25 protein-coding genes are annotated in these 24749 nt (G+C 62.1%); 9 read left to right on the forward strand and 16 right to left on the reverse strand.

What is annotated here, in order from left to right; all coding sequences use genetic code 11:
* Positions 1-6: 6 nt before the first annotated feature.
* From K8B33_RS13190 to K8B33_RS13200, 3 genes are read right to left on the reverse strand one after another with little or no spacing between them, the layout of a single operon-like run.
* Positions 7-1881, reverse strand: coding sequence for an ABC transporter ATP-binding protein (locus K8B33_RS13190; RefSeq protein WP_223427313.1), 1875 nt, complete (start codon positions 1879-1881; stop codon positions 7-9).
* A gap of 14 nt (positions 1882-1895) precedes the next feature.
* Entirely contained in the window at positions 1896-2657 is a 762-nt protein-coding gene (locus K8B33_RS13195; protein WP_223427315.1) for an ABC transporter permease, read from the reverse strand.
* Complete coding sequence (locus K8B33_RS13200; protein WP_223427316.1) at positions 2654-3592, reverse strand: ABC transporter ATP-binding protein; 939 nt, start codon at positions 3590-3592, stop codon at positions 2654-2656. The genes K8B33_RS13195 and K8B33_RS13200 overlap by 4 nt, the downstream gene beginning before the upstream one ends.
* A 199-nt stretch (positions 3593-3791) precedes the next feature.
* Here K8B33_RS13200 and soxR point away from each other — a divergent pair, with 199 nt between their 5' ends.
* The 5 genes from soxR (at position 3792) to K8B33_RS13225 (ending at position 6785) form a co-directional block, all read left to right on the forward strand.
* Entirely contained in the window at positions 3792-4277 is a 486-nt protein-coding gene (gene soxR, locus K8B33_RS13205; RefSeq protein ID WP_317846231.1) for a redox-sensitive transcriptional activator SoxR, read from the forward strand.
* Between the two features lie 108 nt (positions 4278-4385).
* Complete coding sequence (locus tag K8B33_RS13210; RefSeq protein ID WP_223427317.1) at positions 4386-5201, forward strand: TraX family protein; 816 nt, start codon at positions 4386-4388, stop codon at positions 5199-5201.
* A gap of 288 nt (positions 5202-5489) precedes the next feature.
* Positions 5490-5651: a DUF1328 domain-containing protein gene (locus tag K8B33_RS13215; RefSeq protein WP_223427318.1), complete on the forward strand. Its 162-nt coding sequence runs from the start codon at positions 5490-5492 to the stop codon at positions 5649-5651.
* 47 nt (positions 5652-5698) lie between these two features.
* A complete protein-coding gene (locus tag K8B33_RS13220; protein WP_223427319.1) occupies positions 5699-6238 on the forward strand; it encodes a PepSY domain-containing protein in 540 nt (179 codons plus the stop codon).
* Positions 6239-6308: 70 nt separating this feature from the next.
* Positions 6309-6785 (forward strand): peroxiredoxin, encoded by a 477-nt coding sequence (locus tag K8B33_RS13225; RefSeq protein WP_223427320.1) that lies wholly within the window; start codon positions 6309-6311, stop codon positions 6783-6785.
* A gap of 589 nt (positions 6786-7374) precedes the next feature.
* Here the strand turns inward: K8B33_RS13225 and trpC are convergent.
* From trpC to K8B33_RS13255, 6 genes are all read right to left on the reverse strand, one after another.
* Positions 7375-8181, reverse strand: coding sequence for an indole-3-glycerol phosphate synthase TrpC (trpC, locus tag K8B33_RS13230; protein WP_223427322.1), 807 nt, complete (start codon positions 8179-8181; stop codon positions 7375-7377).
* Positions 8178-9224 carry an anthranilate phosphoribosyltransferase gene (gene trpD / locus K8B33_RS13235; protein WP_223427324.1) on the reverse strand — a complete coding sequence of 349 codons (1047 nt, stop codon included), beginning with the start codon at positions 9222-9224 and terminating at the stop codon, positions 8178-8180. The genes trpC and trpD overlap by 4 nt, the downstream gene beginning before the upstream one ends.
* A 2-nt stretch (positions 9225-9226) precedes the next feature.
* The gene (locus K8B33_RS13240; protein ID WP_223427326.1) at positions 9227-9811 is read right to left on the reverse strand and encodes an anthranilate synthase component II; all 585 of its coding nucleotides are present in this window, start codon (positions 9809-9811) and stop codon (positions 9227-9229) included.
* Positions 9808-11310 carry an anthranilate synthase component I gene (gene trpE / locus K8B33_RS13245; RefSeq protein ID WP_223427327.1) on the reverse strand — a complete coding sequence of 501 codons (1503 nt, stop codon included), beginning with the start codon at positions 11308-11310 and terminating at the stop codon, positions 9808-9810. The genes K8B33_RS13240 and trpE overlap by 4 nt, the downstream gene beginning before the upstream one ends.
* 255 nt (positions 11311-11565) lie before the next feature.
* Positions 11566-14598 carry an efflux RND transporter permease subunit gene (locus K8B33_RS13250; RefSeq protein WP_223428014.1) on the reverse strand — a complete coding sequence of 1011 codons (3033 nt, stop codon included), beginning with the start codon at positions 14596-14598 and terminating at the stop codon, positions 11566-11568.
* On the reverse strand, positions 14598-15698 hold the full coding sequence (locus K8B33_RS13255; RefSeq protein WP_223427328.1) for an efflux RND transporter periplasmic adaptor subunit: 1101 nt from the start codon (positions 15696-15698) through the stop codon (positions 14598-14600). The genes K8B33_RS13250 and K8B33_RS13255 overlap by 1 nt, the downstream gene beginning before the upstream one ends.
* Positions 15699-15854: 156 nt before the next feature.
* Between K8B33_RS13255 and K8B33_RS13260 the strand changes: the two genes are divergently transcribed.
* Together K8B33_RS13260 and K8B33_RS13265 are read left to right on the forward strand one after the other, a co-directional pair.
* Positions 15855-16511, forward strand: coding sequence for a TetR/AcrR family transcriptional regulator (locus tag K8B33_RS13260; RefSeq protein WP_223427329.1), 657 nt, complete (start codon positions 15855-15857; stop codon positions 16509-16511).
* Between the two features lie 28 nt (positions 16512-16539).
* Positions 16540-17106 carry a pyridoxamine 5'-phosphate oxidase family protein gene (locus K8B33_RS13265; protein WP_223427330.1) on the forward strand — a complete coding sequence of 189 codons (567 nt, stop codon included), beginning with the start codon at positions 16540-16542 and terminating at the stop codon, positions 17104-17106.
* Positions 17107-17133: 27 nt separating this feature from the next.
* On the opposite strand, the gene K8B33_RS13270 is transcribed toward K8B33_RS13265, so the two are convergent.
* Both K8B33_RS13270 and K8B33_RS13275 read right to left on the reverse strand, forming a co-directional pair.
* Positions 17134-17946: a carboxypeptidase-like regulatory domain-containing protein gene (locus tag K8B33_RS13270; RefSeq protein WP_223427332.1), complete on the reverse strand. Its 813-nt coding sequence runs from the start codon at positions 17944-17946 to the stop codon at positions 17134-17136.
* 44 nt (positions 17947-17990) lie between these two features.
* Positions 17991-19103, reverse strand: a complete 1113-nt coding sequence (locus tag K8B33_RS13275) for an NADH:flavin oxidoreductase (RefSeq protein WP_223427335.1) — start codon at positions 19101-19103, stop codon at positions 17991-17993.
* Positions 19104-19224: 121 nt separating this feature from the next.
* On the opposite strand from K8B33_RS13275, the gene K8B33_RS13280 reads away from it, so the two are divergent.
* Together K8B33_RS13280 and K8B33_RS13285 are read left to right on the forward strand one after the other, a co-directional pair.
* The gene (locus K8B33_RS13280) at positions 19225-19731 is read left to right on the forward strand and encodes a winged helix-turn-helix transcriptional regulator (RefSeq protein ID WP_223427337.1); all 507 of its coding nucleotides are present in this window, start codon (positions 19225-19227) and stop codon (positions 19729-19731) included.
* A 3-nt stretch (positions 19732-19734) separates the two neighbouring features.
* Positions 19735-20082 carry a hypothetical protein gene (locus tag K8B33_RS13285; RefSeq protein WP_223427339.1) on the forward strand — a complete coding sequence of 116 codons (348 nt, stop codon included), beginning with the start codon at positions 19735-19737 and terminating at the stop codon, positions 20080-20082.
* On the opposite strand, the gene K8B33_RS16235 is transcribed toward K8B33_RS13285, so the two are convergent.
* The 5 genes from K8B33_RS16235 to K8B33_RS13310 all read right to left on the reverse strand — a co-directional run bounded on the left by K8B33_RS16235 (position 20048) and on the right by K8B33_RS13310 (position 24697).
* Positions 20048-21376, reverse strand: coding sequence for a GAF domain-containing protein (locus tag K8B33_RS16235; protein WP_223427341.1), 1329 nt, complete (start codon positions 21374-21376; stop codon positions 20048-20050). The two genes, K8B33_RS13285 and K8B33_RS16235, sit on opposite strands and share 35 nt — an antisense overlap.
* 257 nt (positions 21377-21633) lie before the next feature.
* Positions 21634-22194 carry an LbetaH domain-containing protein gene (locus tag K8B33_RS13295; RefSeq protein WP_223427344.1) on the reverse strand — a complete coding sequence of 187 codons (561 nt, stop codon included), beginning with the start codon at positions 22192-22194 and terminating at the stop codon, positions 21634-21636.
* An 88-nt stretch (positions 22195-22282) separates the two neighbouring features.
* Complete coding sequence (rpe, locus tag K8B33_RS13300) at positions 22283-22969, reverse strand: ribulose-phosphate 3-epimerase (protein ID WP_223427347.1); 687 nt, start codon at positions 22967-22969, stop codon at positions 22283-22285.
* On the reverse strand, positions 22956-23681 hold the full coding sequence (murU, locus tag K8B33_RS13305) for an N-acetylmuramate alpha-1-phosphate uridylyltransferase MurU (protein WP_223427350.1): 726 nt from the start codon (positions 23679-23681) through the stop codon (positions 22956-22958). The genes rpe and murU overlap by 14 nt, the downstream gene beginning before the upstream one ends.
* Positions 23678-24697 (reverse strand): aminoglycoside phosphotransferase family protein, encoded by a 1020-nt coding sequence (locus tag K8B33_RS13310; RefSeq protein WP_317846232.1) that lies wholly within the window; start codon positions 24695-24697, stop codon positions 23678-23680. The genes murU and K8B33_RS13310 overlap by 4 nt, the downstream gene beginning before the upstream one ends.
* Positions 24698-24749: the final 52 nt, after the last annotated feature.

Consider the following 24749-nt stretch of genomic DNA (forward strand, 5'->3'; position numbering starts at 1 on the left):
GCTGTATCAGGCTCTCTGTGTTTCAGGCTCCAGTGTATCATCGACCTCGGCGTCTCCGGGATCGAGAAAACCACCGGATTGCCGGGCCCACAACCGCGCATAAATGCCCCCATGGGCCAACAGCGTATCGTGGTCACCCTGCTCGATGATGCGCCCCTGATCCATCACCACCAGCCGGTCCATGGCAGCAATGGTGGACAGCCGATGGGCGATGGCGATCACGGTCTTGCCTTCCATCAGTCGATAGAGATTCTCCTGAATCGCTGCCTCCACCTCGGAATCCAGCGCCGAGGTCGCCTCGTCCAGAATCAGGATCGGCGCATCCTTGAGCATCATCCGGGCAATGGCGATGCGTTGCCGCTGACCACCGGAGAGCTTGACGCCGCGCTCGCCCACATGGGCATCGAAGCCCCGGCGTCCGCGCGCATCCTGCAACCCGGCAATAAAGTCCGTGGCCTCGGCACGTTCGGCAGCGCGTAGCACATCGGCCTCGCTGGCGTCCGGGCGCCCATAGAGAATATTGTCCCGCACGCTGCGGTGCAGCAGGGAGGTATCCTGAGTCACCATGCCGATATGCTCGCGCAGCGACTCCTGGGTGACCTGCGCGATGTCCTGACCGTCAATCAGAATGCGGCCACGCTCGACATCGTGAAAACGCAGCAGCAGGTTGCTGAGGGTCGACTTGCCCGCCCCGGAACGCCCGACCAGGCCCACCTTTTCACCGGCACGGATCGCCAGGGACAGCGCCTCGATCACACCGCTCCCCTTGCCATAGTGAAAGCTGACGTCGTCAAACGTGATGCGCCCCGCTGGCACCGTCAACGGTCCCGCGTCAGGGGCATCCAGCACCGACTGCGACACCGAGATAGCACCGATGCCGTCCTGCACCGTGCCGACATTTTCGAACAGCGCCGCGACTTCCCACATGATCCACTGCGACATGCCGGAGAGGCGCAGCACCAGGGCCAACGCCACGGCCACCGCACCGACGCTGACCGACGCCTGGTACCACAGCCCAAGCGCCAGTGCCGCCGTGGCAAACAGCAGCGCCGCATTGATGCCATACAGGCAGGCATTGAGACCGGTCACCAGACGCATCTGCCGGTGCACGGTCCGCATCAAACCATCCATACCCTCCCGGGCATAGTCGGATTCGCGCCGGGCGTGGGAGAACAGTTTGACCGTCTGGATATTGGTGTAGCTGTCCACAATGCGGCCGGTCATCTGCGAGCGAGCATCCGCCTGCGCCTTCGAGATCCGCGCCAGGCGCGGCACAAAGAAGCGCAGCATCAGCAGATAGGCCAGCAACCAGAGCGTCAGCGGCATGACCAGCCGCCAGTCCGCCAGCCCTACAATGAACAGGGTGCCGATGAAATACACCGCCACATAGTTCAGGACGTTCAACAGCTTGATCACGCATTCCCGCACCGCCAGTGCCGTCTGCAGCACCTTGGTGGCAATACGGCCGGCAAACTCATCCTGGTAATAGGCCACGGACTGCCGCAGCAGATAACGGTGCGCCAGCCAGCGAATCCGCATCGGGAAGTTGCCCGCCAGCACCTGGTGATTGATGGTGGAGTGCACAATCACCAGCAACGGCAGGGCCACTACCGCCACCAGCGCCATGCCGGCCAACCGCCAGCCCTGATCCGCCAGAAACGTGCTGCGCTCCTGCTGGGACAGCCAGTCCACAATGCTGCCCAGAAAGCTGAACATCCACACTTCAATCAGCGCGATCGCGGCCATCAGCACGGTGGACAGGATCAGCCAGGGCCAGGCCCCGCGGGTGTAATGCAGACAGAAGGCCACCAGTGTTCCTGGCGGCTGGACCGGTTCCCCCGGGGGGAATGGGTCCAGACGTTGTTCAAACCAGCGCAGCATGAAATTCCCTGATGTTAGGGCTTGAGGCGGTAGCCAGTGCGGAATATCCAGGCAATCAGCGCCAGACACACCAGCAGGAATACCAGCGTCATGGCGACGCTGATGCCGATGTGCACATCAGCCACGCCGTAGAAGCTCCAGCGAAAGCCGCTGATCAGGTAGACCACCGGATTGAACAGGGTGATGGTCTGCCAGACCGGCGGCAGCATGCTGATGGAGTAGAAGCTGCCCCCCAGGAATGTCAGGGGCGTGACAATCATCATCGGGATGATCTGCAATTTCTCGAAACCGTCAGCCCAGATGCCGATGATAAAGCCAAACAGACTGAAGGTAACGGCCGTCAGCACCAGAAAGCTCAGCATCCAGATCGGGTGCAGCACCTCATAATCCACGAACAGCCGCGCCGTCGCGAGGATCAGCAGGCCCAGGATGACTGACTTGGTGGCCGCCGCCCCCACATAGCCCAGCACGATTTCCATCGGCGATACCGGCGCCGACATCACCTCATAGATGGTGCCGGTGAAGCGCGGCATGTAGATACCGAATGAGGCGTTGGAAATACTCTCATTCAGCAACATCAGCATGATCAGACCCGGGATGATAAAGGCCCCGTAACTGACCCCGTCGATATCCATCATGCGCGAGCCGATAGCCGAGCCGAACACCACGAAATACAGGGACGTGGAAATCACCGGCGACGCCAGACTTTGCAGCAAGGTGCGCCACATACGCGCCATTTCAAACAGATAGATCGCCCGCACCGCATGTACATTCATTGGGCCACCTCCCGCGTGGGCGTCACCAGATCGACAAAGATATCCTCCAGCGAACTCTGGCTGGAGTGCAGATCACGAAACTCGATACCCTCTCGCTCCAGCGCTCTCAGCAGCTCCGGCACCCCGGTATGTTCGCCCTGACTGTCAAAGCTGTATATCAACGTATGCCCCTCATCACCGAGCGTCAGCGACATATCTGCCAGGCTCGGCGGCAGGGACGACATCGGCGTCGACAGGTGAACCGACAACTGCCGCGAGCCCAGCTTGCTCATCAACTGATGCGTGTCATCCACCAGAATGATCTTGCCGTTATTGATGACGCCGATCCGGTCAGCCATCTCCTCGGCCTCTTCGATGTAATGGGTGGTCAGGATGATGGTCACACCACTGTCGCGCAGCCGCCGCACCATGGCCCACATATCCCGGCGCAAGGACACATCCACGCCCGCAGTGGGCTCGTCGAGGAACAGGATGCGCGGCTCATGCGCCAGTGCCTTGGCGATCAGCACCCGGCGCTTCATGCCGCCGGAAAGCGCCATGATCTTCTCATGCCGCTTGTCCCACAGGGACAACTCGCGCAGCACGCTTTCGATATGCGCCGGATTTTTGGGTTTGCCGAACAGGCCGCGACTGAGGCTCACCGTAGCCCAGACCGACTCGAACATGTCACTGGTCAGCTCCTGCGGCACCAGGCCAATCAGCGATCGGGCAGCCCGATAATCGCGGACGATATCGTGCCCCGCCACGGCCACGCTGCCCGCCGATGCCTTGACCAGACCGCAGACAATACTGATCAGCGTCGTCTTGCCAGCCCCGTTGGGACCCAGCAAGGCAAAAATCTCGCCCTGCCGAATCGCCAGATCCACCCCATCCAGCGCCCGGAAACCGGACGCATAAGTCTTGCTCAGACCTGTTACCGAAATGATCGCTGTCACAACCTCTCCTGTGTGCCCGGACACTACTACCCTCGTTATTGTGCGCAGACGCACCCCGCCGGGATAGGAAAAATACGCAGCATGGCTGACACCTTCTGTCAGCATGTCGCGCCGCAGTGGCCTCCCGTGTTGCCCTGCACCGGAGGACAGTGTAAAACCTCAATATTGGTTAAGGTAAAGACGCAATGGAGATTCTCCCGTGAAAAAAGCAGAAAAGCCCGAAACGCCGGCAAAAATAGATCCGCAGCGCGCACTGAGCGTGGGCGAAGTAGCGGAACGCAGCGGCGTCGCCGTCTCCGCCATACACTTCTACGAAAAAAAAGGACTGATCAGAAGCTGGCGCAACAACGGCAACCAGCGGCGTTACAGTCGTGACGTGCTGCGCCGGGTTGCTGTCATCAAGGTAGCGCAACGCACAGGCATACCGCTGGCCGAGATAGGCGCGGCACTGGCAACCCTGCCCGAGGGGCGAACCCCCAACACACGAGACTGGAGCAAGCTCTCCGCCAAATGGAAGCAGGATCTGGATCACCGCATCGCGCAGCTGGAGCTGCTGCGCGAACACCTGAGCGACTGCATCGGCTGCGGCTGCCTCTCGGTCAGTGCCTGTCCGTTGCGCAACCCCAACGATATAGCACGGGAATATGGTGCTGGCGCGATACTGTTTGAACAGCCTGAAGCCTGACCGTCATTCTGGAAAAGTCTGAAAAACCGCGGCGTTATGGCAGTGCCAACCGGAACTGGCCCCGAGAAAAGCCGTCAACAGGGACTCTTGCCTGTTTCGGAGCACACCATGACACCCCCAACGGCGCAGCTGGCAGCCACCCGTCCACAGGGCATCACTGCCCCCTCCTCGGCCTGGACAGCCTGGGGCCAGTGGCTGGCCCTGCTGACCATGACGGCAGACCATCTGAGTCGGTACGTCTTGCCGGATGGCGCCGGGCTTGACTGGATAGAGTCCACGCTGGGACGTGTCGCCTTTCCTCTGTTTGCCGCCATGGTCGCCTGGCATGGCCTGTTCAATACCCGCAACCCCGCACGCTATGCCCGGCGTATTCTGGTGATCGGTCTCGCGGCACAAATTCCTTTCATGCTGATGCCACGGGACACCGATGCCTTCGTCCTGAATGTGTGCTTTACGCTATCAGGCGGCCTGTTCTGGGCCGCATGGCTCAGGGATTGCGCCGCCCGCTATCAGGAGGGTTCACTGTCCGCAGCAGCAACCAGTGGCCTCGCCGCCGCCTCGCTGCCGGTGTGGTATCTGCTTGGTCCGTGGGTGGAATACGGCCATGTCGGTCTGATGATCATCCCGCTGATGATGCTTGCCCTGGCCATGCTGAGCCAACGCAGCGACATGCGTAGCGAACGCTTTCTGGCCGGGCTGTCGGCCCTTCCGGTATTACTGATGGCGGCACAAATGAATCACACCGAACTGGCCAAGGCCGTCACGGTGGCAACCTGCGCCAGCATACTGATCCTGGCGGCCGGCGCAGCGCGATACATCCCGCGCCCCGCGCTGATCATGCCACGGCGCCTCTGGCTCGCCTGGTACCCGGTTCACTTTCTGGTCATCGCAATACTGCTGTGGGTGCTGACCGGCATCGCCTGACAAACAACTTTTACATCCTTTGCAAAGGCTGTCTCCGCTTTTACATTGCCGCCGTTCCGCGTGAAATAAACCTTGTGATACAGACCGATACACCATCACGGGTTCGCCATTATTGTAAAAAGAAACGTCACGGGGAAGCCCGCCACGCCAGGCCCCACGACACAGTCCGTTGACAGTCCACACCACCAGCGCAATGGTTGTATCAGCTTGCTGCCGGCACAGCTTTTCGCTGTATGACTTGTTTTGCCGCGCTGCATTTCAGTTGCCAGACATGAACGGGAGTCATTTATGTTGAGCTGGGCAGTTTTATTTCTCATCATCGCCATCATTGCCGGGGTTGCCGGCTTCAGCGGTATCGCTGGCGCCGCCACCGGCTTCGCGCAGATTCTGTTTGTCATTTTTCTGGTGCTGCTGGTCATCTCACTGATTACCGGAAGGCGCGCGCCCTGACCCGCGCGCCAGCCCTTCGTGATGCACTGATTCTGGAGAAAAAAGACATGAAAAAGGGAATAGCCGCACCACACAACCAGACACACGCCGCACCGACGCAGGGGCAATCATCACCACGCCCGATACTGCTGCTTGGCACCCTGCTGATGGCGCTGTTGATGGCCTTGACACTTCCCTTGTCTGCACGCGCAGACACCCTGCCCGCAGACGCCTTCAAGGACATGATTGCGCATGCGGACGACTATGGCTTCAGTCACTACACCGACATCGACGTCAAGGATGGCGGCGCCATAAACGTGGAAGGCTGGCTCAGTGATGACTGGCGCGGCAAGGTGGATTTCGCCGCTGACGGCACCCCGGTTCGCGAAGAACGCAACCAGAAAGACAAGGGCCCTGACGGCATTTCTTCTGACCAGCTTCACGCCGCCCTGGGCACAGCCATCAACGAAGGCATGCGCCGGATAGAGAAGGTGGACGTGGACAACCGCAACATCATCGAGATTGAAGGCAAAGACGAGGCCGGGCAAGAACTGGAAATCCGCATCAACGCGGACACCGGTGAAGTGACCGGGGTGAAGCGTGACTGACATTCATCGCACTGATCACGCGAAGCGCGTAGTGTAGAAGACCTGACACCAACGATGGAGGACAGTACCGATGAGCATTCAGGAAGGCGATCGCATCCCGGATATCACCATCAAGACCAACGGCCCGGACGGGCCGAAGGACATCTCGACGGGCGAGCTGTTTGACCGGCGCCGGGTGGTGCTGTTTGCCGTACCCGGTGCTTTCACACCCGGCTGCTCAAACACGCACATGCCCGGCTTCGTGATCAAGGCAGACGAGATTCTGGCCCGGGGCGTCGACGCCATTGTCTGCATGGCGGTAAACGATGCATTTGTCATGGATGCCTGGCAGAAGTCCCAGAACGCGGAAAACATCACCATGCTGGCCGACGGCAGCGGGCGACTGACGGAAGCGCTGGGGCTGACGCTGGATCTCACCGATGGCGACATGGGCAAACGCTGCAAACGCTTCGCCATGATCGTCAATGATGGCGTGGTGACCTACCTCGGCATCGACGACAAGGGCGTTGCAGCGAGCAGCGCAGGCACCATTCTCGACAAGCTCTGACCTATTCGACAAGCGCTCTTGTAGCGTTACACATAAAAAAGCGCCGGACTTGGGTTCGGCGCTTTTTTATGGTTCATCGCGGATGAGCAGAAATATTTACCGGTCGGAACCGAGGGTGTGCCAACCGGGAAGCGGGTCTTTCTCCAGTAGAGTTGGTCACCTTCCAGAGAGTACGCGTTGAGCCGGGGTATGCCCTTCCGGGACCGCTCAAGCCATCCCTGGTCGCTCGCGCTTTGGCCATCCATGGCCAAAGAGGTCCCTCCACGGCATACCCCGGCTCAACGCTGGCAGGAAATTCTGAGTTCGGTGGTTTGTCTCCTCGCTCTGGAGGAACAAAACAGGCAGTTGGCTTATAGCTTATTAGTTGGGCTGCACGTGACGGCCCTCGGGGGGTGGGAAAGGTTTTCAGGACTGTGTGAGGCAGGATGCCGAACCCAAGTCCCCAGGGATGGGGGGACGACGGGGCACGGAAACCATTACCACCCCCCGAGGGCCACAACCACCGAACCAAAGCAGCATGGCACGTGCCACAAACAAACATTCCCGTTCGTCCGCGACGAACCTTTTTCATTAAACACCTGCTGACACGCTAGCGCGGAAAGAGCGCCGCCAGCGCCTTGCCCGGTGAGGGGGCACGCATGAAGGTTTCGCCGACGAGGAAGGTGTTGACCTGATGTTGGCGCATCAGGGCCACATCTTCTGCCGTGACAATGCCGCTTTCGGTGACCAGGATGCGATCTGCCGGCACCTGCTCCAGCAGCCCCAACGTCACATCCAGCGACACATCAAAACTGTGCAGATCCCGATTATTGATGCCGATCAGGCGCGCATCCAGCGCCAGCGCCCGGTGCAGTTCTTCCGCCGTATGCACTTCCACCAGCACATCCAGCCCCGCATCACAGGCCGTCTCGTACAGCCGGTGCAGCAAGTCGTCTTCCAGCGCCGCCACGATCAGCAGAATGCAGTCCGCACCGATCGCCCGGGCTTCCCATATCTGATACGGGTCTATGGTGAAGTCCTTGCGCAGCACAGGCAGTGTGCAGGCCGCGCGCGCCGTCTGCAGATACGCATCATCGCCCTGAAAGAAATCCCGGTCCGTGAGCACCGACAGGCACGCTGCGCCCCCGGCCTCGTACTCGGCGGCAATGGCCGCCGGTTGGAAATCCTCGCGGATCACGCCCTTGGAGGGTGAGGCCTTCTTGATTTCGGCAATCACGGCGGTCTGCCCGGCAGCCAGACGCTGCGACACCGCCGCAACAAATCCCCGTGCCGGAGGCTGTTGCTGTGCCAGCGCCTGCACGACGGGCAATGCCCGTTGTTGCTTCAGGGCAGCCACTTCGTCCTGTTTGCGCAGCAGGATGCGATCCAGCACCGTGCCGGTGGTCTTGACTGTCATGCGTCGCCGCCCTTGAGCATCTCGGTAAACCGGGCCAGCTCGCGCAACCGTTCTGCGGCTTCACCGTTGTGAATCAGATCTTCCGCCATGCGCACACCGTCCTTCAGGGTCGCGGTGACGCCGGACACATAAATCGCCGCACCGGCATTCAGCGCCAGCATGTCGGCCGCCTTGTCCGCATACTCGCCCTTGCGCTTGCCAAAGGCATCGCGGATCAGCGCCAGAGAGGCTTCCGGGTCCGTGACGTCCAGGCCGACCAGCGAGCTCGATGCAATACCCACGGATTCCGGCGTAATCACATACTCACGCACGGCACCGTCGCGGAATTCCGCCACGTGGGTCTTGGCTGCCAGGCTGATTTCGTCGAGGCCATCCAGGCCGTGCACTACCATCACATGCTCTGCGCCCAGACGCCCCAGCACCTCCGCCATGGGCCGGCACAGTTTGTCCGAGAACACCCCAACAAGCTGTCGGCGCACGCCAGCGGGATTGGTCATCGGCCCGAGGATATTGAACAGCGTACGCAGGCCAAGCTCCTTGCGCGGACCGATCGCATGTTTCATCGCGCCATGGTGGGCCGGCGCAAACATGAAGCCCACGCCTACATCGCTGATACAGCGGGCCACTTCTTCCGGGGAAAGGTCCAGGCGCACACCGGCAGCTTCCAGAAGATCCGCCGAACCGCTTTTCGAGCTCACGGAGCGGTTGCCATGTTTGGCAACATGGCAACCGGCTGCGGCGGCAACGAAGGAGGACGCCGTGGACACATTGAACAGATTGGCGCCATCGCCTCCAGTGCCGACAATATCCACCACATAACGCAAATCGCCGATATCCACCGGCGTGGCCAGCTCGCGCATGACCTGCGCAGCGGCGGTGATCTCGTCCAGGGACTCGCTCTTCATGCGCAGCGCCACAAGAAACGCGCCAACCTGCGCGTCCGTGGCACCACCGGTCATGATCTGGCGCATCACCGCCTGCATGTCCTCGAAACTCAGATCAATATGCTCGACCACCTTGGCCAGTGCGTCACGAATATCCATGCTCAACGCTCCAGAAAATTTTTCAGCAGGGCGTGGCCATGCTCAGTCAGAATGGATTCCGGGTGATACTGCACCCCTTCGATATCCAGCTCCCGGTGGCGCATGCCCATGATCTCATCCACGCTGCCATCCTCTTGCTGTGTCCAGGCGGTAATCTCCAGGCAGTCCGGCAACGAATCCTTCTCCACCACCAGCGAGTGATACCGCGTCGCCGTGTAAGGCGATGGCAATCCACGGAATACGCCGACCCCGGTGTGATACACCGGCGAGGTTTTGCCATGCATCACACGCCGTGCCCGCACCACCTTGCCACCAAACGCCTGGCCAATGCTCTGGTGGCCCAGACAGACACCCAGGATCGGCAGCGTGCCGGCAAAGTGGCGAATCGCCTCAATGGATATCCCCGCCTCGTTGGGCGTGCAGGGCCCCGGCGAAATCATCAACCGGTCCGGTGCCAGCGCTTCGATACCCGCCACAGTGATCGCATCGTTACGATACACCAGCACTTCCGCACCCAGCTCCTGCAGGTACTGCACCAGATTCCAGGTAAAGCTGTCGTAGTTGTCGACCATTAACACGCGGGTCATTGCGCACCTCCCGCCGGGGTCTGAAGCGACAGACCATTGAGCGCCATGTTCACCGCCGCGAAGACGGCTCGGCCCTTGCTCATGGTTTCTTCCCATTCAAGGCGTGGCACAGAATCCGCCACCACGCCAGCCCCCGCCTGAATGTACAGGCGGCCGTTGCGGATCACGGCGGTGCGGATGGCGATGGCGGTATCCATCTCCCCGTTGAAGCCGATGTAACCCACGGCGCCGCCATAGACGCCCCGCTTTACCGGCTCCAGTTCATCGATGATTTCCATAGCTCTGATCTTGGGCGCGCCACTGAGCGTACCGGCGGGAAAGGTTGCCCGCAGGACGTCCAGCGGCCCGAAGCCCGACTTCAACTTGCCGTCTACGTTGGACACGATATGCATGACGTGAGAATAACGCTCCACCATCATTTTTTCGGTGAGCGCCACGCTCCCGGCCTCGGCGATGCGGCCCACGTCATTACGCCCCAGATCGATCAGCATGAGGTGCTCGGCCAGCTCTTTCGGATCTGCCAGCAGCTCAGCCTCCAACGCCTGATCCTCTTCCTCGGAGGCACCCCGCCGGCGCGTGCCGGCGATGGGGCGCACCGTCACCACGCCCTGCTCCACGCGGGTCAGAATCTCCGGCGAGCTGCCGGCAATATGGAAGTCATCCAGATCCAGATAGAACATGTAGGGCGAAGGGTTGAGATAGCGCAGGGCCCGGTACAGATCCAGCGGCGGCGCTGCAAACGGTACGGACATACGCTGGGACGGCACCACCTGCATCACATCACCGGCCAGAATATATTCGCGGATACGCTCAACACCGGCCTCGAAATCGGCCTGGGGATACTCCGACGCAAACTGCGTTTCATCCAGCGCCGCACCGTGGGCACGATCATCCGGCTCCGGCAACGGGGCGCGCAGCTGTACCTGCAACTGGTCCAGGCGGGCCGTCGCATTGTCCAGGGCATCACCCTCCGCAGGGTCCACCAGCACCACCAGAAACAGGCTGCCGCGCAGGTTATCGAACACCACCACTTCCTCGGTACGCATCAGCAGGATGTCCGGCACGCCCAGCGTATCCTCACCCGGCGCCGGACCCAGCCGGGGCTCGAAGTAACGCACACTGTCATAACCGAAGTAGCCCACCAGCCCGCCATTGAAGCGCGGCAGGCCCGGCACTTCCGGGGCGCGATAGCGCAGACGGTAGTCCTCGATCCAGGCAATCGGGTCGGAGACGGTCTGCGTGCGGCTGTCACCCCCGGCCGGGGTCACCGTAATACGGTCACCATGGATGCGGATCACTTCGCGGGCGGGCAATCCGATAATGGAATAACGCCCCCAGCGTTCCCCGCCCTGAACGGACTCGAACAGGAAGCTGTAGGGCGCAGCGGCGAGTTTGCGATAGGCGGATAGCGGCGTATCCAGATCGGCGAGCACTTCGCGTACCACTGGCACGCGGTTGAAGCCGGCGCGGGCAAACTGCTGAAGTTGTTCCGGTGACATGATCTGTCCTTGTGTTGATCGGGTGACGGGTGTTCAGGACTGGCGTGCCGCCGGGGTCACCCCGGGCGCACGCGCGTGCATCACCATCGCCAGCGGGCGGGCGCGAACAAGCGGGCAGTATCAATCAAGCGTCTGTGCCGGGTCACCGGATCTGTTCCTCGCAATATGCGGTTGTCAGGCGACGATTGTAGCGGGCATTGGCCAAGCCTGCGAGCCCTTGGCCGGCAGGGATACCGGCCTCGGGCTCCGGGTCTGTCAGGACGCCGTCGCGGGCCCGGAGACAGTGGCCTGTGTCGGCGCACGGAAGGTGAGCAGGCACAAGGCCGGGACCACCAGCAAGGTCAGCACCGTAGATGCCAGCAACCCGGAGATGATCGCCCAGGCCATGGGCGGCCAGAGCGTGGAGTTGGTGAACGCCAACGGCAGCAGACCGGCCACTGTGGTCGCCGTGGTCAGCAGGATCGGCCGGGTGCGACGCGCCACCGCGTAATAGACTGCATCCCGCACCGCATCCCCCTTGAGCAGACGCTGGTCGATGACATCAATCAGCACGATGGCATTGTTGACGACGATCCCCACCAGCGCGACCACGCCGAGCATGGACATGAAGCCAAACGGCGCGCCGGAAATCACCAGGCCGGGAATGATGCCCACCGCCGCCATCGGCACGGTAAGCAAAATGATGCCGACCCGACGAAACGAGTTGAACTGCCAGACCAGGAAAAACATCAGCAGCAGGATGCCCACCGGCGCCGAGGTGGCCAGCGCCTTGTTGGCATCGCCACTGCCCTGGCTGTCACCGCCGTATTCGAGACGCGTGCCCTCGGGCAACGGCTGCTCGGCGAGGCGCGCCTCAAGGCCGTTGAGTACCTGGCTGAAGCTGTATCCGTCGGCAAGATTGGTGGCAATGCTGAAAACACGCGCGCCATCGCGCCGCCCGATACCGGCAGGCTCCCAGTCGGCGTAAATGCGCGCCACCTGCATCAACGGCACAGGTTGGCCGTTGTCAGGATAAACATTGACCGACAACAGGCGCGCCAGCGGCATGGCTGTCCCTTCAACAGAACGCACCACCAGCGGCATCGGATCACGCTCCTGACGGTACTGCTCAGCAGTCAGACCATAGCTCTGGCCGAACAGCGAGCGGGCCACATCGGCGCGATCAAGGCGGAAACGTTCTGCTACGGCATCATCCACATCCACCCGCAGCGCCGGTGTGCCGAAATCAATATCGTGGCGCGCGTCTACCGCCCCGGTGACATGACGCAGGTGATCATAGACCTGCTCGGCAGCCAGCATGCGCAGGGTGTCATCCGCATGGAAAACACGCACTTCCACCGGGGCATCCCGCGGCGGCCCCTGACCCAACTGGGTCGCTGCCAGCTGAATCTCCGGCAAGGCCACGCGTGCAAATTCCCGCATGTCGGCCATGATGCGACGGGTCGCGTCGAGATCGGTGGCCGTCACCACCAGACGCGCCCTGTTCGGCGCTTCAGGTCGTCGTACCAGGTTGTAGTAGAAGGTCGGGCCGGTTGTGCCGACAAAGCGATGCACCGTCTCGACATCCTGGCGTTGTCGCACCTCGCGTTCGAGGCGTTCTGCGATCATGCCGGTATAGGCCTGATCCGTGGCCTCTGGCAGATAGATATCGAGAATCACTTTCGGTCGATCCGCGTTCGGGAAGAACTGCGTCGCCATGAACGGCGTGATCAGAAAACTGAACACCACCACGGCGGCGCCGACGCCCAGCACGACCTTCGGACGGCCCGTACCAATCGACGCAATGCGCTCACCCAGCGCACGCACAGCATGGCTGCGCTCCGCCGTGTCACGCTTGAGATACCGGGCGGCAAACATCGGCGCTACGGTAATAGCCAGCAGGTAACTGACCGACAGGGTCAGCATGATCATCACCGGAATGGCTCGGGTAAAATCGGCCGTGCCGCCCTTGGCCAGCAACAGCGGCGTAAACGCCGCCAGCGTGGTCGCGGTGGACGCACCCAGCGGCGCCGCCAGCTCGCGCACCGCGCCAATCATGGCGTCCATGCGTTCAGCGCCGTCGGCCAGCCGAGTCTGCACGTTTTCCACCATGACGATGGCGTTATCGATCAGAATCCCCAAGGAAATAACCAGCGCAATCACGGCGATCTGGTGCAGCACGCCGCCGCCCAGGTTGTACAGCCCGAGGCTGATCAACGCCACTACCGGCAGCGTCACCGCCACCAGCAACCCCATGCGCAGTCCCATGCCGACGAACACCACCGCGACAATGATCAGCACACTGATCAGCAGGCTGCCCTCCAGTTCCTCAAGGCGCTCGGCGACCTTGTCCGGCTGGAAGAACATTTCATGAATCTGCAGTGGCGCAAAGTCGGCTTCCAGCGTGGCGACCCGCTCGCGCAATGCCTTGCCGAACGCAATGGCGTCCACCTGACCGCGCTGGGCCAGTATGTTCAGTAGCACGACGCGCTCGCCGTCATACCAGGTTTCGGCCTGCAACGGCTCGCGCGGCCCGCGCCAGACATCCGCGATGCCGCCCAGCGGCACGAAGCTGCCATCCGGCAACGGAATCTGGGTGCTGGTCAAATCCTCCAGGCTGACAAATTCACTGTTGGCCAACACCGAAAGTCGCTTGCCGCCCGCCACCACAAAACCACCTGGGACCACCTGATTACGGCGAGCGATAACGCCACCCAGTTGCTCCGGGGTCAGGCCAATGCGATGCAGATCGGCGTCATCCACCGCGATGGTGATCTGCTCGTCCGCCTTGCCTTCGATGTCAATGCGGGACAGTGCGGGCAGCCCGATCAGCGCATCCTTGAGGTCCTCGGCCCGGCGCGACAACTCGCTCACCGATGCGGAGCCACTCAGCGCCAGCACCACTACGGGCGTGTCGATCAGCCGGTCATCCAGCGTCATCACGCCGACGCCATCCGGAAACTGCACTTCCGCGCGCGCCATCGCCTGTCGCACCCGATCCCAACCGGCGGTGGTGTCATAGATGTGATCGCGGAACATGATCGTCGCCAACGCCACCCCGGCACGGGATGTCGTTGTGACGTGATTGATTTCCTCCAGCTGCAGCAGCTCATCTTCCAGTGCGCGCACCACCAGTCGCTCAACGGCTTCCGCCGTGGCCCCCGGATACTGCACGGTGATCAGACCCGCCCGGTAGGGGAAGCTCGGGTCTTCCTGACGCGCCATATTGAAGTAAGCAGCGATCCCGATCAGCGTCAGCATCACGACCACCAGCCCGAGCAAGCGACGACGCTGTATCAGCAGCTCCATCACGGCAGAATCTCCACCCGGTCACCGGGCAGCAGACGGGTCAGACCGGCGTAGACCACTTTGTCCCCCGCGACCAACCCGTCAGCGTAGACCAGCACCTGTTCGCCGGTCAGTTGTTGCACCAGCACGGGAATGCGCTCCGCTATGTCGCCCCGCACCCGATACACCGCCGGACCTTCCGGGGAGCGGAATACTGCCAGTACCGGCAAGCCAAGCGCTTCCGTACGGGCGCGGCGCACACCGATTTCTATCGACACACCCGGCGCCAGAGACGGGTCATCCAGGCTGACAACAAGGGGGTACAACTCGCCGCGACGGGAACCTCGCCCGATCTCCGTGACAATGCCGGTCAGCGGTGCGCTGTTGCGCGCCATCACCCGCCAGACCATGACTTCATCACCCGGTGAAAGGCTGGTGCGCAGGCTTTCCGGGATGCGCACTTCCGCCTCCAGCCCTTGCGGCGAAGATACCCGCAACACCGGCTGCCCGGCGGCGACAAATTCTCCGGGCTCCGCCAGCACCGCTTCAACTGTCCCCTGGAAAGGCGCCCGCAGCTCGCCTTCGCGCAACACCTGATCCGCCTCCGCCAGCGCGGCACGGGCGGTGCCACGCGCTGCCTCCAGCGCATCCCGGCGAGCCAGCAGCTGTTCCAGGTCCTGTTCCGACAGCACGCCGCGTTCGCGCAATGTGGTGGCACGCTGGTATTCCTGATCGGCCTGGCGCAGCTGGGCTTCGGTTTCCCGCAAACGCGCACGGGCCGAATCACGGGCCGGGACAAGCTGCGGGTTCTGCAACCGCGCCAGCACATCGCCAGGCTCTACCGCCTGCCCCAACTCTGCAGCGCGTTCCTGCAACGTACCGCTAACCTGAAACGTCAACTCTGCACGCTGGCGGGAGCGCACCACGCCGGCAAAGCGCAGCGGGGCCTGATCTTCGCCCGCCTGCACCTCTGCCACCCGCACCGTGACCGGTTGCGTTTCGCTCGCCACCTCGCTGGTACGACACGCCACCATCAATGCCAACGGCACCAGGAGCAGCAGCCCCCAGCGCCAGTGGCGCTTCAGCATGTCCAGATTGAAACCCTCGCTCTTCAGCACCATGCGCTTTGCATCCCCTGTGGCACTCGTTCGATATGTTGCTGGTCAAATATCACCGATGACATATTGTCATTAATTGACAATTTGTCAACAGGATGGCAAAACGCTATCATCCAGACATCACAACGTCATCACCCCACCAGCACGGAACCTTGATCCATGAGCGCTCGGGCACGCCGGCAACATGAAAAGCAGGAACGCCGCGAGAGCATTCTCGACGCCGCCGAGCGCGTGTTTTTCGACAAGGGCTTCGAGCGCAGCACCATGGATGACATTGCCCGCAGCGCCAGCCTCAGCCGTGGCCTGCTCTACGTCTACTTTCGCGACAAGTCAGCCATGCTGGAAGCCGTCATGCTGCGCGCGGCCGAAACGCTGCGTCAGCGCTTCCGGGATGTGTCGGCGCAGGGGCTGTCAGGGGGCGAGCAGATCCAGGCCATGGGGCAGGCCTATTACGCGTTTTCAGTGGAAGAGCCGGATTATTTCGATCTGCTGACCCGCGCCGCCAGCGACTGGCCGTCCGTGGGTGCAGGCGGTGAAAATCTGCACGGCGCACCGGACGACAGTGCCATGGCGCTCTGCTCCGGCGAGGTCATGCAGATCATGGCCGCCGCCATCCAGCGCGGTGTCGATGATGGCAGCCTCAACGCGGCGCATGTGCGCTACCCTGTTCAGACCGCCCTGTATCTGCGCGGTGCACTGCACGGGGTTATCATGCTGACCCGCCAGGAGGCCGGGCATGACCTGCCCGACGAAACCGCAGCGCAAGCTCTGGTAAGCTACACGCTGGACATGCTGGGTATATCGCTCAGAGCCTGACGTTTCAGCCTGACACTCCGGAGACATAATGACATCCCATGACGGCCTGCCGGACTGGTTCGCGTTGCTGCAGCAGGCATTGCATGCCAACCCGCAGCCCTCTGCCCGCTATTTGCAACTGGCCAGCCTGGACGCTGCTGGCGCGCCGACGTGCCGCACGCTGGTCTGCCGACAGTTGCTGGCGCCGGGCACGCTGGTGATGACCACAGATCTGCGCAGCGACAAATTGCGCGGCCTGCAACAGAACCCGCTGGCGGAGGCCTGCTGGTACCTGCCGGCACGGCAGCAACAGTTTCGTTTGCGTGGCACCTTGCGCGTGCAGGGCAGCGGCCACGGCTCATCGTTGCGCGAAGCGCTGTGGGACAGCGTATCCGCCGCCACCCGGCAAACCTTTACGCGCCCGGCACCGGGTCGGCGGCTCGCCGCCGCCGAGGCGTTCGAGCGCCCCGCTCCCACCAGCATCCCCGCGTGTTTTGGCTTATTGCTGCTGCAACCACAGCGTGTGGATTATCTGGACCTGGCCGCCACGCCCCACCAACGGCAGCTGTTCGAGTTCAAAACGGGGGAGTGGCACAGCCGCGCCCTGAATCCGTAAACGCCGCGCCCGTTTCATTCCAGCGCGTCATTCCAGCGCGTTACCGGAACGACTTTCCCACACACGTTCGTGGTAGTCGTCCAGCGTCTCCCGGTATGCCTCCGGAAACCGCTCACCACATTCACGCATCGCCTCACGGGCGAGGTAATCCAGCGTCTCGGCATGCCGATGCCCGACAGCCGTATCCTCGATCAGCCGCTGCCTGAACCAGTCGGTATCCAGCAATGCCGGCAACAGGTCGAGGAGGTGCAGGGCATAGCTATGTTGAGGAGGGATATGTTGAGGAGCCCGCCCACATGATGTCGCGGCGACGGCATCACCGGATTGCGAGGGCAACATCAGAATGACAATACGGTTTTCTGTCGCGGGCGCCGGCTGGCGCATCCACTTGGTCGCGGTCGCGTAACCCACTCTTTGTGGGCTACCGGGCCGTGCGGTATCGGACTGCGAGATATCGGACTGTGCAGTATCAGGAGCCGCCCGGACGTCCACGGCTTCCAGCAGCACATGCTCCACCGCTGTGCCGGCCATCGCCAGAAACAGGCGCAAGCGATCCCGCTCCGGCAAGGAGAAGCCACCCTGCGCGTCGGACACCGTGGCGGGGCCCGGGTCCAGATCGCGGGGCAGCACCTGCACTTGCACACCGGCGATGGGCTCGCCGGTGCGCGCATCCAGCACCTGCCCGGTGACCGGCGGGCTATCAGAAAGACGCTGGATCATGGGCACACAACCCACCAGCAGCAGACTCGCCGACAGCAACAGGCCCACCATCAGACGCGCCCGCCGCCGCACACAACCATGGCGAACAACCATGGTCGCTGACACATTCGATCCCGGCATCCCCTTCTCCTTCTGAGTCTTTCCCGAAGAAGAGTCTACCCCTATCAGCTCAACGACATCAGCGCCGCCTTGGTAAAGGGCAGGATTTCCTCGCTGCGTGCTTCGCGCAGCTTGAGCAGCCATTCAGGATCGACCAGCAAGGCGCGGCCCACCGCAACCAGATCAAACTCATCCACTTCCATTCGGCGCAACAGCTCATCGATGCCCACCGGCGCTGCGTCGCCGCCCATGCCCATCTTGCCGCCATTCATGAAGTCATCATCCAGGCCGACACTGCCCACGGTAATCGCCGGCTTGCCGGTCAGCTTGCGGGTCCAGCCTGCCAGGTTCATATCCGAGCCTTCGAATTCCGGCTCCCAGAAGCGCCGGGTGCTGGCGTGGAAGATATCAACGCCGGCCGCCGACAAGGGGGCCAGAAACTCACCCAGCTCTTCCGGGGTATGCGCCAGACGCGCCGCGTAACCCTGCTGTTTCCACTGGGAAAAGCGCAGCACGATAGCGAAATCCTCACCCACGGCGGCGCGCACCGCGCGGATGATTTCTTCGGCGAAGCGACCACGTTTGGCCATGGAGCCGCCGTACTCGTCATCACGCACATTAGTGCCTTCCCAGAAAAACTGATCAATCAGGTAGCCGTGGGCGCCGTGGATTTCGACACCATCAAAACCCGCCTCTTTCGCCTGCCGGGCGGAATCGGCAAACGCCGCCACCACGTCGGCAATGTCCTCATGCGTCATGGCATGGCCGTTTTCCTTGCCAGGCCGGAACAGCCCCGACGGGCTGTGGCCGGGCACCTGGGGGTCAGGGCCGATACCTTCACGGCGCACCGAGCCCACATGCCACAGCTGGGGAATAATCTGCCCGCCAGCGGCGTGCACCGCATCCACGACCTTTTTCCAACCCGCCATGGCCGCCTCGCCATGCAGGGCCGGCACCCGCTCATAGCCGTTTGCTGCCTTGTGGCCAACGGTGGTGCCTTCGGTAATGATCAGACCGACGCCCGCTTCTGCCCGGCGGCGGTAATAGCCGACAACCTCATCGTTGGGCACATAGCCCGGCGAGAAGGTACGGGTCATGGGGGCCATGGCAACACGGTTGCGCATCGACAGGGATTTGCATTCAAACGGGCGCAGCAGCGGCGCGAGGGCGTCAGTCATTATCAACTCCAGGACGAATTCAGGGGGCGCAGGTTTATATCTGGTTGTTATTTGCAACCATATGCGGCCACCTTAGAGCATAACAGTTTCATTTTGCAACTATTCTGGCTATGCTCAGCCCATGACACTCAAAAAAGCACCTGACAGCCCTTCATCACTGGACGAGCAATGCTGCGCCATTACCCGGGCGCTGGCCCAGATCGGCGACTGGTGGTCCCTGATGATCATCCGCCAGGCCATGCATGGCACCCGGCGTTTCAGTGATTTCCAGCAGCAGTTGGGCATCGCTCGCAATATTCTCGGCGACCGCCTCAAGCGACTGTTGGCGGCCGAAGTACTGCGCAAGGTCGACGTGGGGGAGCACGGTACGCGCTTCGAATATCGGTTGACGGAGAAAGGCCGGGACCTGTTCGTGGTACTGACGGCATTGCGGCAGTGGGGTGACCGGTGGATCCTGGCAGATCAACCGCCGCTGGTGATGCGGGACCGCGCCACCGGGCGTGCCGTGCAACCGGTGCAGGTGCTGGATGCCGATGGCGCGCCGCTGAGGTTGCATCAGGTTGTGGTGGACGAGCCCTCGTTGCCCGCGCCTTCATTGCCCGGCGAAGCCCCCACAGGTACTGTGTAAGGCATGCAGCTACTTCGCAAATACCATTCACTGCTGGATGCCCAGCAGGATGCCATGAACCTCCGCAGCCGCGGCGTCGCGACGCACATCTCCGGCAAGGAATCCTACCGCGTGGCGCCGATCTTCTCAGGCGTCTTCTACGTCAGCCTGTGGGTCGTGCTGGACCATCAATATAACGATGCTCTGGCACTGCTGGATGATCCCGATCACCCGGTGCGCGACCCGCTGCCCGCAGACGATATGGACGTGCTGGAGGCCGACTTCAACGGTGAGGCGAGCCGCTACGCCTTCAGCTTTATCGTCGTGGGCGCCATCGTCATGCTGGGGCTTTTTCTGTTGGTGATTGAATAGCCGACTCACCGGCTCCGCCCCGCTTCGCCCCGGCCTGCACGGCGTAAGCAAAGTGCGTGGCAATCGCCGCGACAACATCCTCCTGGGCACCACTGAACGACGCCAGTTTTCCCAGTTCGATCACAGCCACCACCTCATCACCCTGGCATACCGGCGCCATGATGATCGCCCCCGGCGTCACCGTCTGGCTGCCCGTACGAATCGCCAGATACCCCGGCGGCAATCCAGTCATCTGGCGCAGCGTACGTTCCGTCATCACCGGCCCGAGCAGCGTATCTTCCGGCGCCAGCAAGGCGGGAGCTTTGTCACTCGCCGCTTTGCCACTCACCGTTTTCATGTCCTGACTGACAAGCCGACTGGCCCCCCATGTGGCCATGGGCTGCAACAGACCATCCTCCGTCACAAGGTACGCCATGCCCACCTGAGCGCCTGTGCGTTCTACCAGAAATCCCAGGGTGCGCTGGAACAGCGCGTACATGGACGGCTTTCCTGCTATCAATTGCAGATAATCTGCCTGCAACGCTCGCCGTGCCAGCTCCTGCTCGGACTGCTCGATCAAGTCTCGCAGGCGCAAGGATTCCAGCGACAGCAATTCATTCTGCAGATAGTCCCGACGCTCCGAATGCTCCAGCATGCCGCCAACCACCACGCACAGGGACCAGGGCACAAAGAAATAAAGCAGGCTATCAAGCCACAGGACCGGCTGGCCGATCGCCACCATCACCAGGGCCGCAATCAGGAAAGCCCCCAGAGAAGCGATCGAGACCTTGATCAGGGGCAGGCGCAGAATGGAAAACGCAATGATCAGGACATAAATGGTTTCGTAGGCGGCAATCTGTGCAAACAGGTCCTCGCCCAGCAGCAACGCAGCAGCGCCACACCCCAGAATCGATACAAACACGCCGCCGATCAGCAGCGGCTCGACGACAGGTTCCATGTCATCCAGCCGGGTGGCCAGCCAGATCATGGCCAGCACCAGCCCCACCGGCAGCACCGCCACCAGCAACCAGGTATTCAATCCCGGCTCGTTGGTAAAGATGGCGGCAGCGCCAGACACCACGGTGTAAACCAGGATCAGACCATACACAGAAAGGCGTAACAGATTTGCCGCCCGCTCACGGGCATGCCGGCGAAAATCTTCTTCCAGGCGCCCGGGCAGGCGACGGGTCAGCAGCGGCCCCTGCAGCGCCTGGCGCAGGGCCTGCTCGTTGTATTCGCCGCTGTCGACGGCGTTTTGCTCGCCATGCAGCGCATGCTCCTGTGGCCCCTCCGCCACAACAGTCTGGTGATTCACGTCATTCCCCCAACGGTTCTGCGCCGTACGGCAACGCAAGCCGTAAAGCTTATTGGTCATGCCGGCCCGGGCCTGCGACGGCCCGGCAACCCGCCAGGGCAAACAACGACGCAGGCACCTGCGTGCCAGTCAGGGGACAAGCGTTATGCAAATACCGAAGGATGTAAATGATGGCACAGTGACACCATCGCGATCGCGCGCCTGCGCGATGCCGGCCATGGCGTCACTGAATTGGAGGCCTGCCGGCCTCCGGTGGATCAGAGCTCGTTCTGGATTTTCTTGTAGCCTTGCACCAGGCGCACGTTGGTCTGTGCCACATCCTCGGAGAAGCTGGAGACGTCCGCCGCCACCGGTTCGATGCTGGTCAGATCATCCGGCCCGCCGATCAGCGAGGTAGAAGGAATATAGAAGTTGGCCGGCACGCTGCAGCCCTCAACGACCGAGGTGTGCCGCACTGCCGCGCCGTCACCGATTTCGCAGTTGAACAACACGGTATTGAAGCCGATGAACACATTGCTGCCCACTTTGCAGGGGCCGTGTACGATGGAGCGGTGTGCGATGGAGGTGTTCTCGCCGATTTCCACCCGAGCACCGGATTTGGAGTGAATCACCACACCGTCCTGGATGTTGGAGTTGTCACCGATAATGATCGGCTCCATCTCGCCACTGGCATCCACCTCATCTGCACGAATCACCGCGTAGGGGCCAATGAAGACATTTTCGCCCACAAAGACCTTGCCGCAAATAATCGCCGTCGGATCGACAAAGGCGGACTGCGCCACTACCGGCAGGTCACCGCTGGGATTCTTCCTGATCATCGTTTCTATCCTCTCATTTTATCAAATCGTGTGACACGCCGACCGCATACCAGTGCGCACTCAAGCTCGCACAGTCAGGCGCTCACATTCAGGCTCGCGCGCCAGCAAGTGCCGCGCGCATCTGGTCGATGACCGCCTTGTAATCCTGTTTGCCATAGATGGCGGAGCCGGCCACAAACATATCGGCACCTGCAGCGGCGACATCGGCAATATTGTGTTCGGTGACGCCACCGTCGACTTCCAGACGAATATCGCGCCCGCTGTCATCGATCATCCGCCGCACCTGCTCGATCTTCTTCAGGGTGCCGGGAATGAACTTCTGACCACCAAAGCCGGGATTCACCGACATCAGCAAAATCATGTCCAGCTTGTCCATCACGTACGCCAGACACTCGGGACCTGTCGCCGGGTTCAATACCAGACCGGCCTTGCAGCCCTGATCACGGATCAATTGGAGGGAGCGATCGACATGGGTGCTGGCATCCGGGTGGAAGGTAATCATGCTGGCGCCGGCCTCGGCAAAGCTGCCGATCAGTGCATCCACCGGTGACACCATCAAATGCACATCAATCGGTGCGGTGATGCCGTGGTTGCGCAACGCCTTGCAGACCATGGGCCCGATGGTCAGGTTGGGCACGTAGTGATTGTCCATCACATCGAAATGAATCACGTCCGCGCCGGCAGTCAGTACGGCCTGCGCCTCTTCGCCCAGGCGGGCAAAATCTGCCGCCAGAATGGACGGGGCGATAAGGTAATCGGGCTCAGGATTGGCCATGGTCGTTCCTCAATTGCTGATCCAGTGCATGCAGGCGCGCCGGCGTGCCGACATCATACCAGCGCCCGCGATGATGACTCCCGGTGACGGCCTGCCCGGCCATGGCATCGCGCAGTAGCGGCGCCAGACGGGCACTGCCCTCACTCAGGTGGCGAAACAGGCTTGGCCGGTAGACGCCGATACCGGAAAAGGTCAGGCGCGGCTCACCGGCAGGGGGATTGTCGTGTACCTGACCGTCTGCGGCCAGATAAAAGTCCCCGGCCTCGTGCTGGGGCGGGTTGTCCACCAGTACCAGATGCGCCAGCCCTGCGGGGTTGGCGGGCAACTGGCTGAAGTCGAAATCCGTCCAGATATCGCCATTGACCACAGCAAAGGGCGTGTCATCGCTTTCAATCGACCCGCCACACACGCCACACACGCCACACAACAACGGCAACGCCTGCCGAATGCCGCCGGCGGTTTCCAGTGGCTCGCCCTCGCGGGACCAGGCAATCTGCACGCCGAACTGACGGCCATCACCCAGCGCCTGTTCCAGTTGCTCGCCCAGCCAGGCGGTATTGATCACCAGTTCGGTGATGCCTGCCGCCGCCAGGCCGCGCACATGGTACTCGATGAGGCTGCGCCCGCCGACATGCAGCAGCGGCTTGGGCGTATGATCGGTCAGTGGTCGCATGCGCGTGCCGAGACCGGCCGCCAGAATCATTGCTTTCATGAGGCATCCACCGCAGCCACCCGATCCAGCACCTCGCCCAGCGGCGCCAGCGCCGGGCGCCGGGCAATAACCGTGCGCAGGTAGGCCATGAAACGCGGCACATCCGCCAGATACTTCGGCTTGCCGTCCCGGTGGCAGATGCGGGCAAAGATGCCGATCACTTTCAGATGCCGGTGAGCCCCCATCAGGTCGCAATCTTCCAGAAACTCGGCCAGATCCGCTGTCACAGGCAGCCCCGCGTCCCGGGCGCGGGCGTGGTAATCGCTCAACCAGCCCTGCACTCGTGCCTCCGGCCAGCTCAGAAACGCATCCTTGAAGAGGCAGATGGGGTCGTAACTGATCGGGCCATAAACCGCATCCTGGAAATCCAGCACCCCCGGATTCGGCTCACTGACCATCAGGTTGCGCGGCATGAAATCGCGGTGCACGAACACCCGTGGCTGGGCCAGCGCGCGCGCCACCAGCAGATCATTCACCTCGGAGAGCGCCGCGTGCAGCGCAGTATCCTGCGCCAGCCCGAGATGACGCCCCAGATACCACTCGGGGAACAAACCCAGCTCCCGGCGCAGCAACGCTTCGTCATACGCCGGCAGCCCCTGCGCATCCGCCTGCTGAACCCGGATCAGGGTATCAATGGCCTCACTGAACCAGGCCGCCGCATTGTCATCGTTCAGCGCCTCAAGCCAGGTCTGGCGCCCGAGATCCGACAACAGCATGAAGCCCTGCTGCAGGTCCACGGCGATGATCTCCGGCACAGCCACCCCGGCACGCTGCAAGCGCGCTGCCACGTCCACAAACGGGCGGGAATCTTCCTGCTCTGGCGGCGCATCCATCAGGATCAGGCTCTGCTCCCCGTCAGCGCGCTGAGCCTGACAGCGAAAATAGCGGCGAAAGCTGGCATCCGCCGACGCCGGCGCCAGGCTCACCTGCTGCCCCAGTTGTTGCGAGGCCCACGCGGTCAGCGCGAGCCACCGCGCATCCGCGTGCTCCGGTGTCGGGGGCTGGGCAGAGGTCATTCAGGTGTCTCCCTCATGGATCAATAGCGCCGCCGGGGCAGCGTGACATTTT

It is taken from the genome of Alcanivorax limicola (genome assembly GCF_019931215.1).
GTDB classification, from domain to species: domain Bacteria; phylum Pseudomonadota; class Gammaproteobacteria; order Pseudomonadales; family Alcanivoracaceae; genus Isoalcanivorax; species Isoalcanivorax limicola.

Excerpts from the sequence above, each read along its gene's own strand:
- K8B33_RS13190 (WP_223427313.1), bottom strand. The coding sequence starts at position 1,881 with ATGCTGCGCTGGTTTGAACAACGTCTGGACCCATTCCCCCCGGGGGAA.
- trpD (WP_223427324.1), bottom strand. The coding sequence starts at position 9,224 with ATGGATATTCGTGACGCACTGGCCAAGGTGGTCGAGCATATTGATCTG.
- K8B33_RS13240 (WP_223427326.1), bottom strand. The coding sequence starts at position 9,811 with ATGACCCGCGTGTTAATGGTCGACAACTACGACAGCTTTACCTGGAAT.
- K8B33_RS13220 (WP_223427319.1), top strand. The coding sequence starts at position 5,699 with ATGAAAAAGGGAATAGCCGCACCACACAACCAGACACACGCCGCACCG.
- K8B33_RS13310 (WP_317846232.1), bottom strand. The coding sequence starts at position 24,697 with ATGACCTCTGCCCAGCCCCCGACACCGGAGCACGCGGATGCGCGGTGG.
- K8B33_RS13285 (WP_223427339.1), top strand. The coding sequence starts at position 19,735 with ATGCAGCTACTTCGCAAATACCATTCACTGCTGGATGCCCAGCAGGAT.
- K8B33_RS13255 (WP_223427328.1), bottom strand. The coding sequence starts at position 15,698 with ATGGTGCTGAAGAGCGAGGGTTTCAATCTGGACATGCTGAAGCGCCAC.
- K8B33_RS13210 (WP_223427317.1), top strand. The coding sequence starts at position 4,386 with ATGACACCCCCAACGGCGCAGCTGGCAGCCACCCGTCCACAGGGCATC.
- K8B33_RS13265 (WP_223427330.1), top strand. The coding sequence starts at position 16,540 with ATGACATCCCATGACGGCCTGCCGGACTGGTTCGCGTTGCTGCAGCAG.
- K8B33_RS13280 (WP_223427337.1), top strand. The coding sequence starts at position 19,225 with ATGACACTCAAAAAAGCACCTGACAGCCCTTCATCACTGGACGAGCAA.
- murU (WP_223427350.1), bottom strand. The coding sequence starts at position 23,681 with ATGAAAGCAATGATTCTGGCGGCCGGTCTCGGCACGCGCATGCGACCA.
- K8B33_RS13250 (WP_223428014.1), bottom strand. The coding sequence starts at position 14,598 with ATGGAGCTGCTGATACAGCGTCGTCGCTTGCTCGGGCTGGTGGTCGTG.
- K8B33_RS13270 (WP_223427332.1), bottom strand. The coding sequence starts at position 17,946 with ATGCCGGGATCGAATGTGTCAGCGACCATGGTTGTTCGCCATGGTTGT.
- rpe (WP_223427347.1), bottom strand. The coding sequence starts at position 22,969 with ATGGCCAATCCTGAGCCCGATTACCTTATCGCCCCGTCCATTCTGGCG.
- trpE (WP_223427327.1), bottom strand. The coding sequence starts at position 11,310 with ATGTCACCGGAACAACTTCAGCAGTTTGCCCGCGCCGGCTTCAACCGC.
- K8B33_RS13260 (WP_223427329.1), top strand. The coding sequence starts at position 15,855 with ATGAGCGCTCGGGCACGCCGGCAACATGAAAAGCAGGAACGCCGCGAG.
- K8B33_RS13295 (WP_223427344.1), bottom strand. The coding sequence starts at position 22,194 with ATGATCAGGAAGAATCCCAGCGGTGACCTGCCGGTAGTGGCGCAGTCC.
- K8B33_RS13195 (WP_223427315.1), bottom strand. The coding sequence starts at position 2,657 with ATGAATGTACATGCGGTGCGGGCGATCTATCTGTTTGAAATGGCGCGT.
- K8B33_RS13215 (WP_223427318.1), top strand. The coding sequence starts at position 5,490 with ATGTTGAGCTGGGCAGTTTTATTTCTCATCATCGCCATCATTGCCGGG.
- K8B33_RS13225 (WP_223427320.1), top strand. The coding sequence starts at position 6,309 with ATGAGCATTCAGGAAGGCGATCGCATCCCGGATATCACCATCAAGACC.
- trpC (WP_223427322.1), bottom strand. The coding sequence starts at position 8,181 with ATGACAGTCAAGACCACCGGCACGGTGCTGGATCGCATCCTGCTGCGC.
- K8B33_RS13275 (WP_223427335.1), bottom strand. The coding sequence starts at position 19,103 with ATGACTGACGCCCTCGCGCCGCTGCTGCGCCCGTTTGAATGCAAATCC.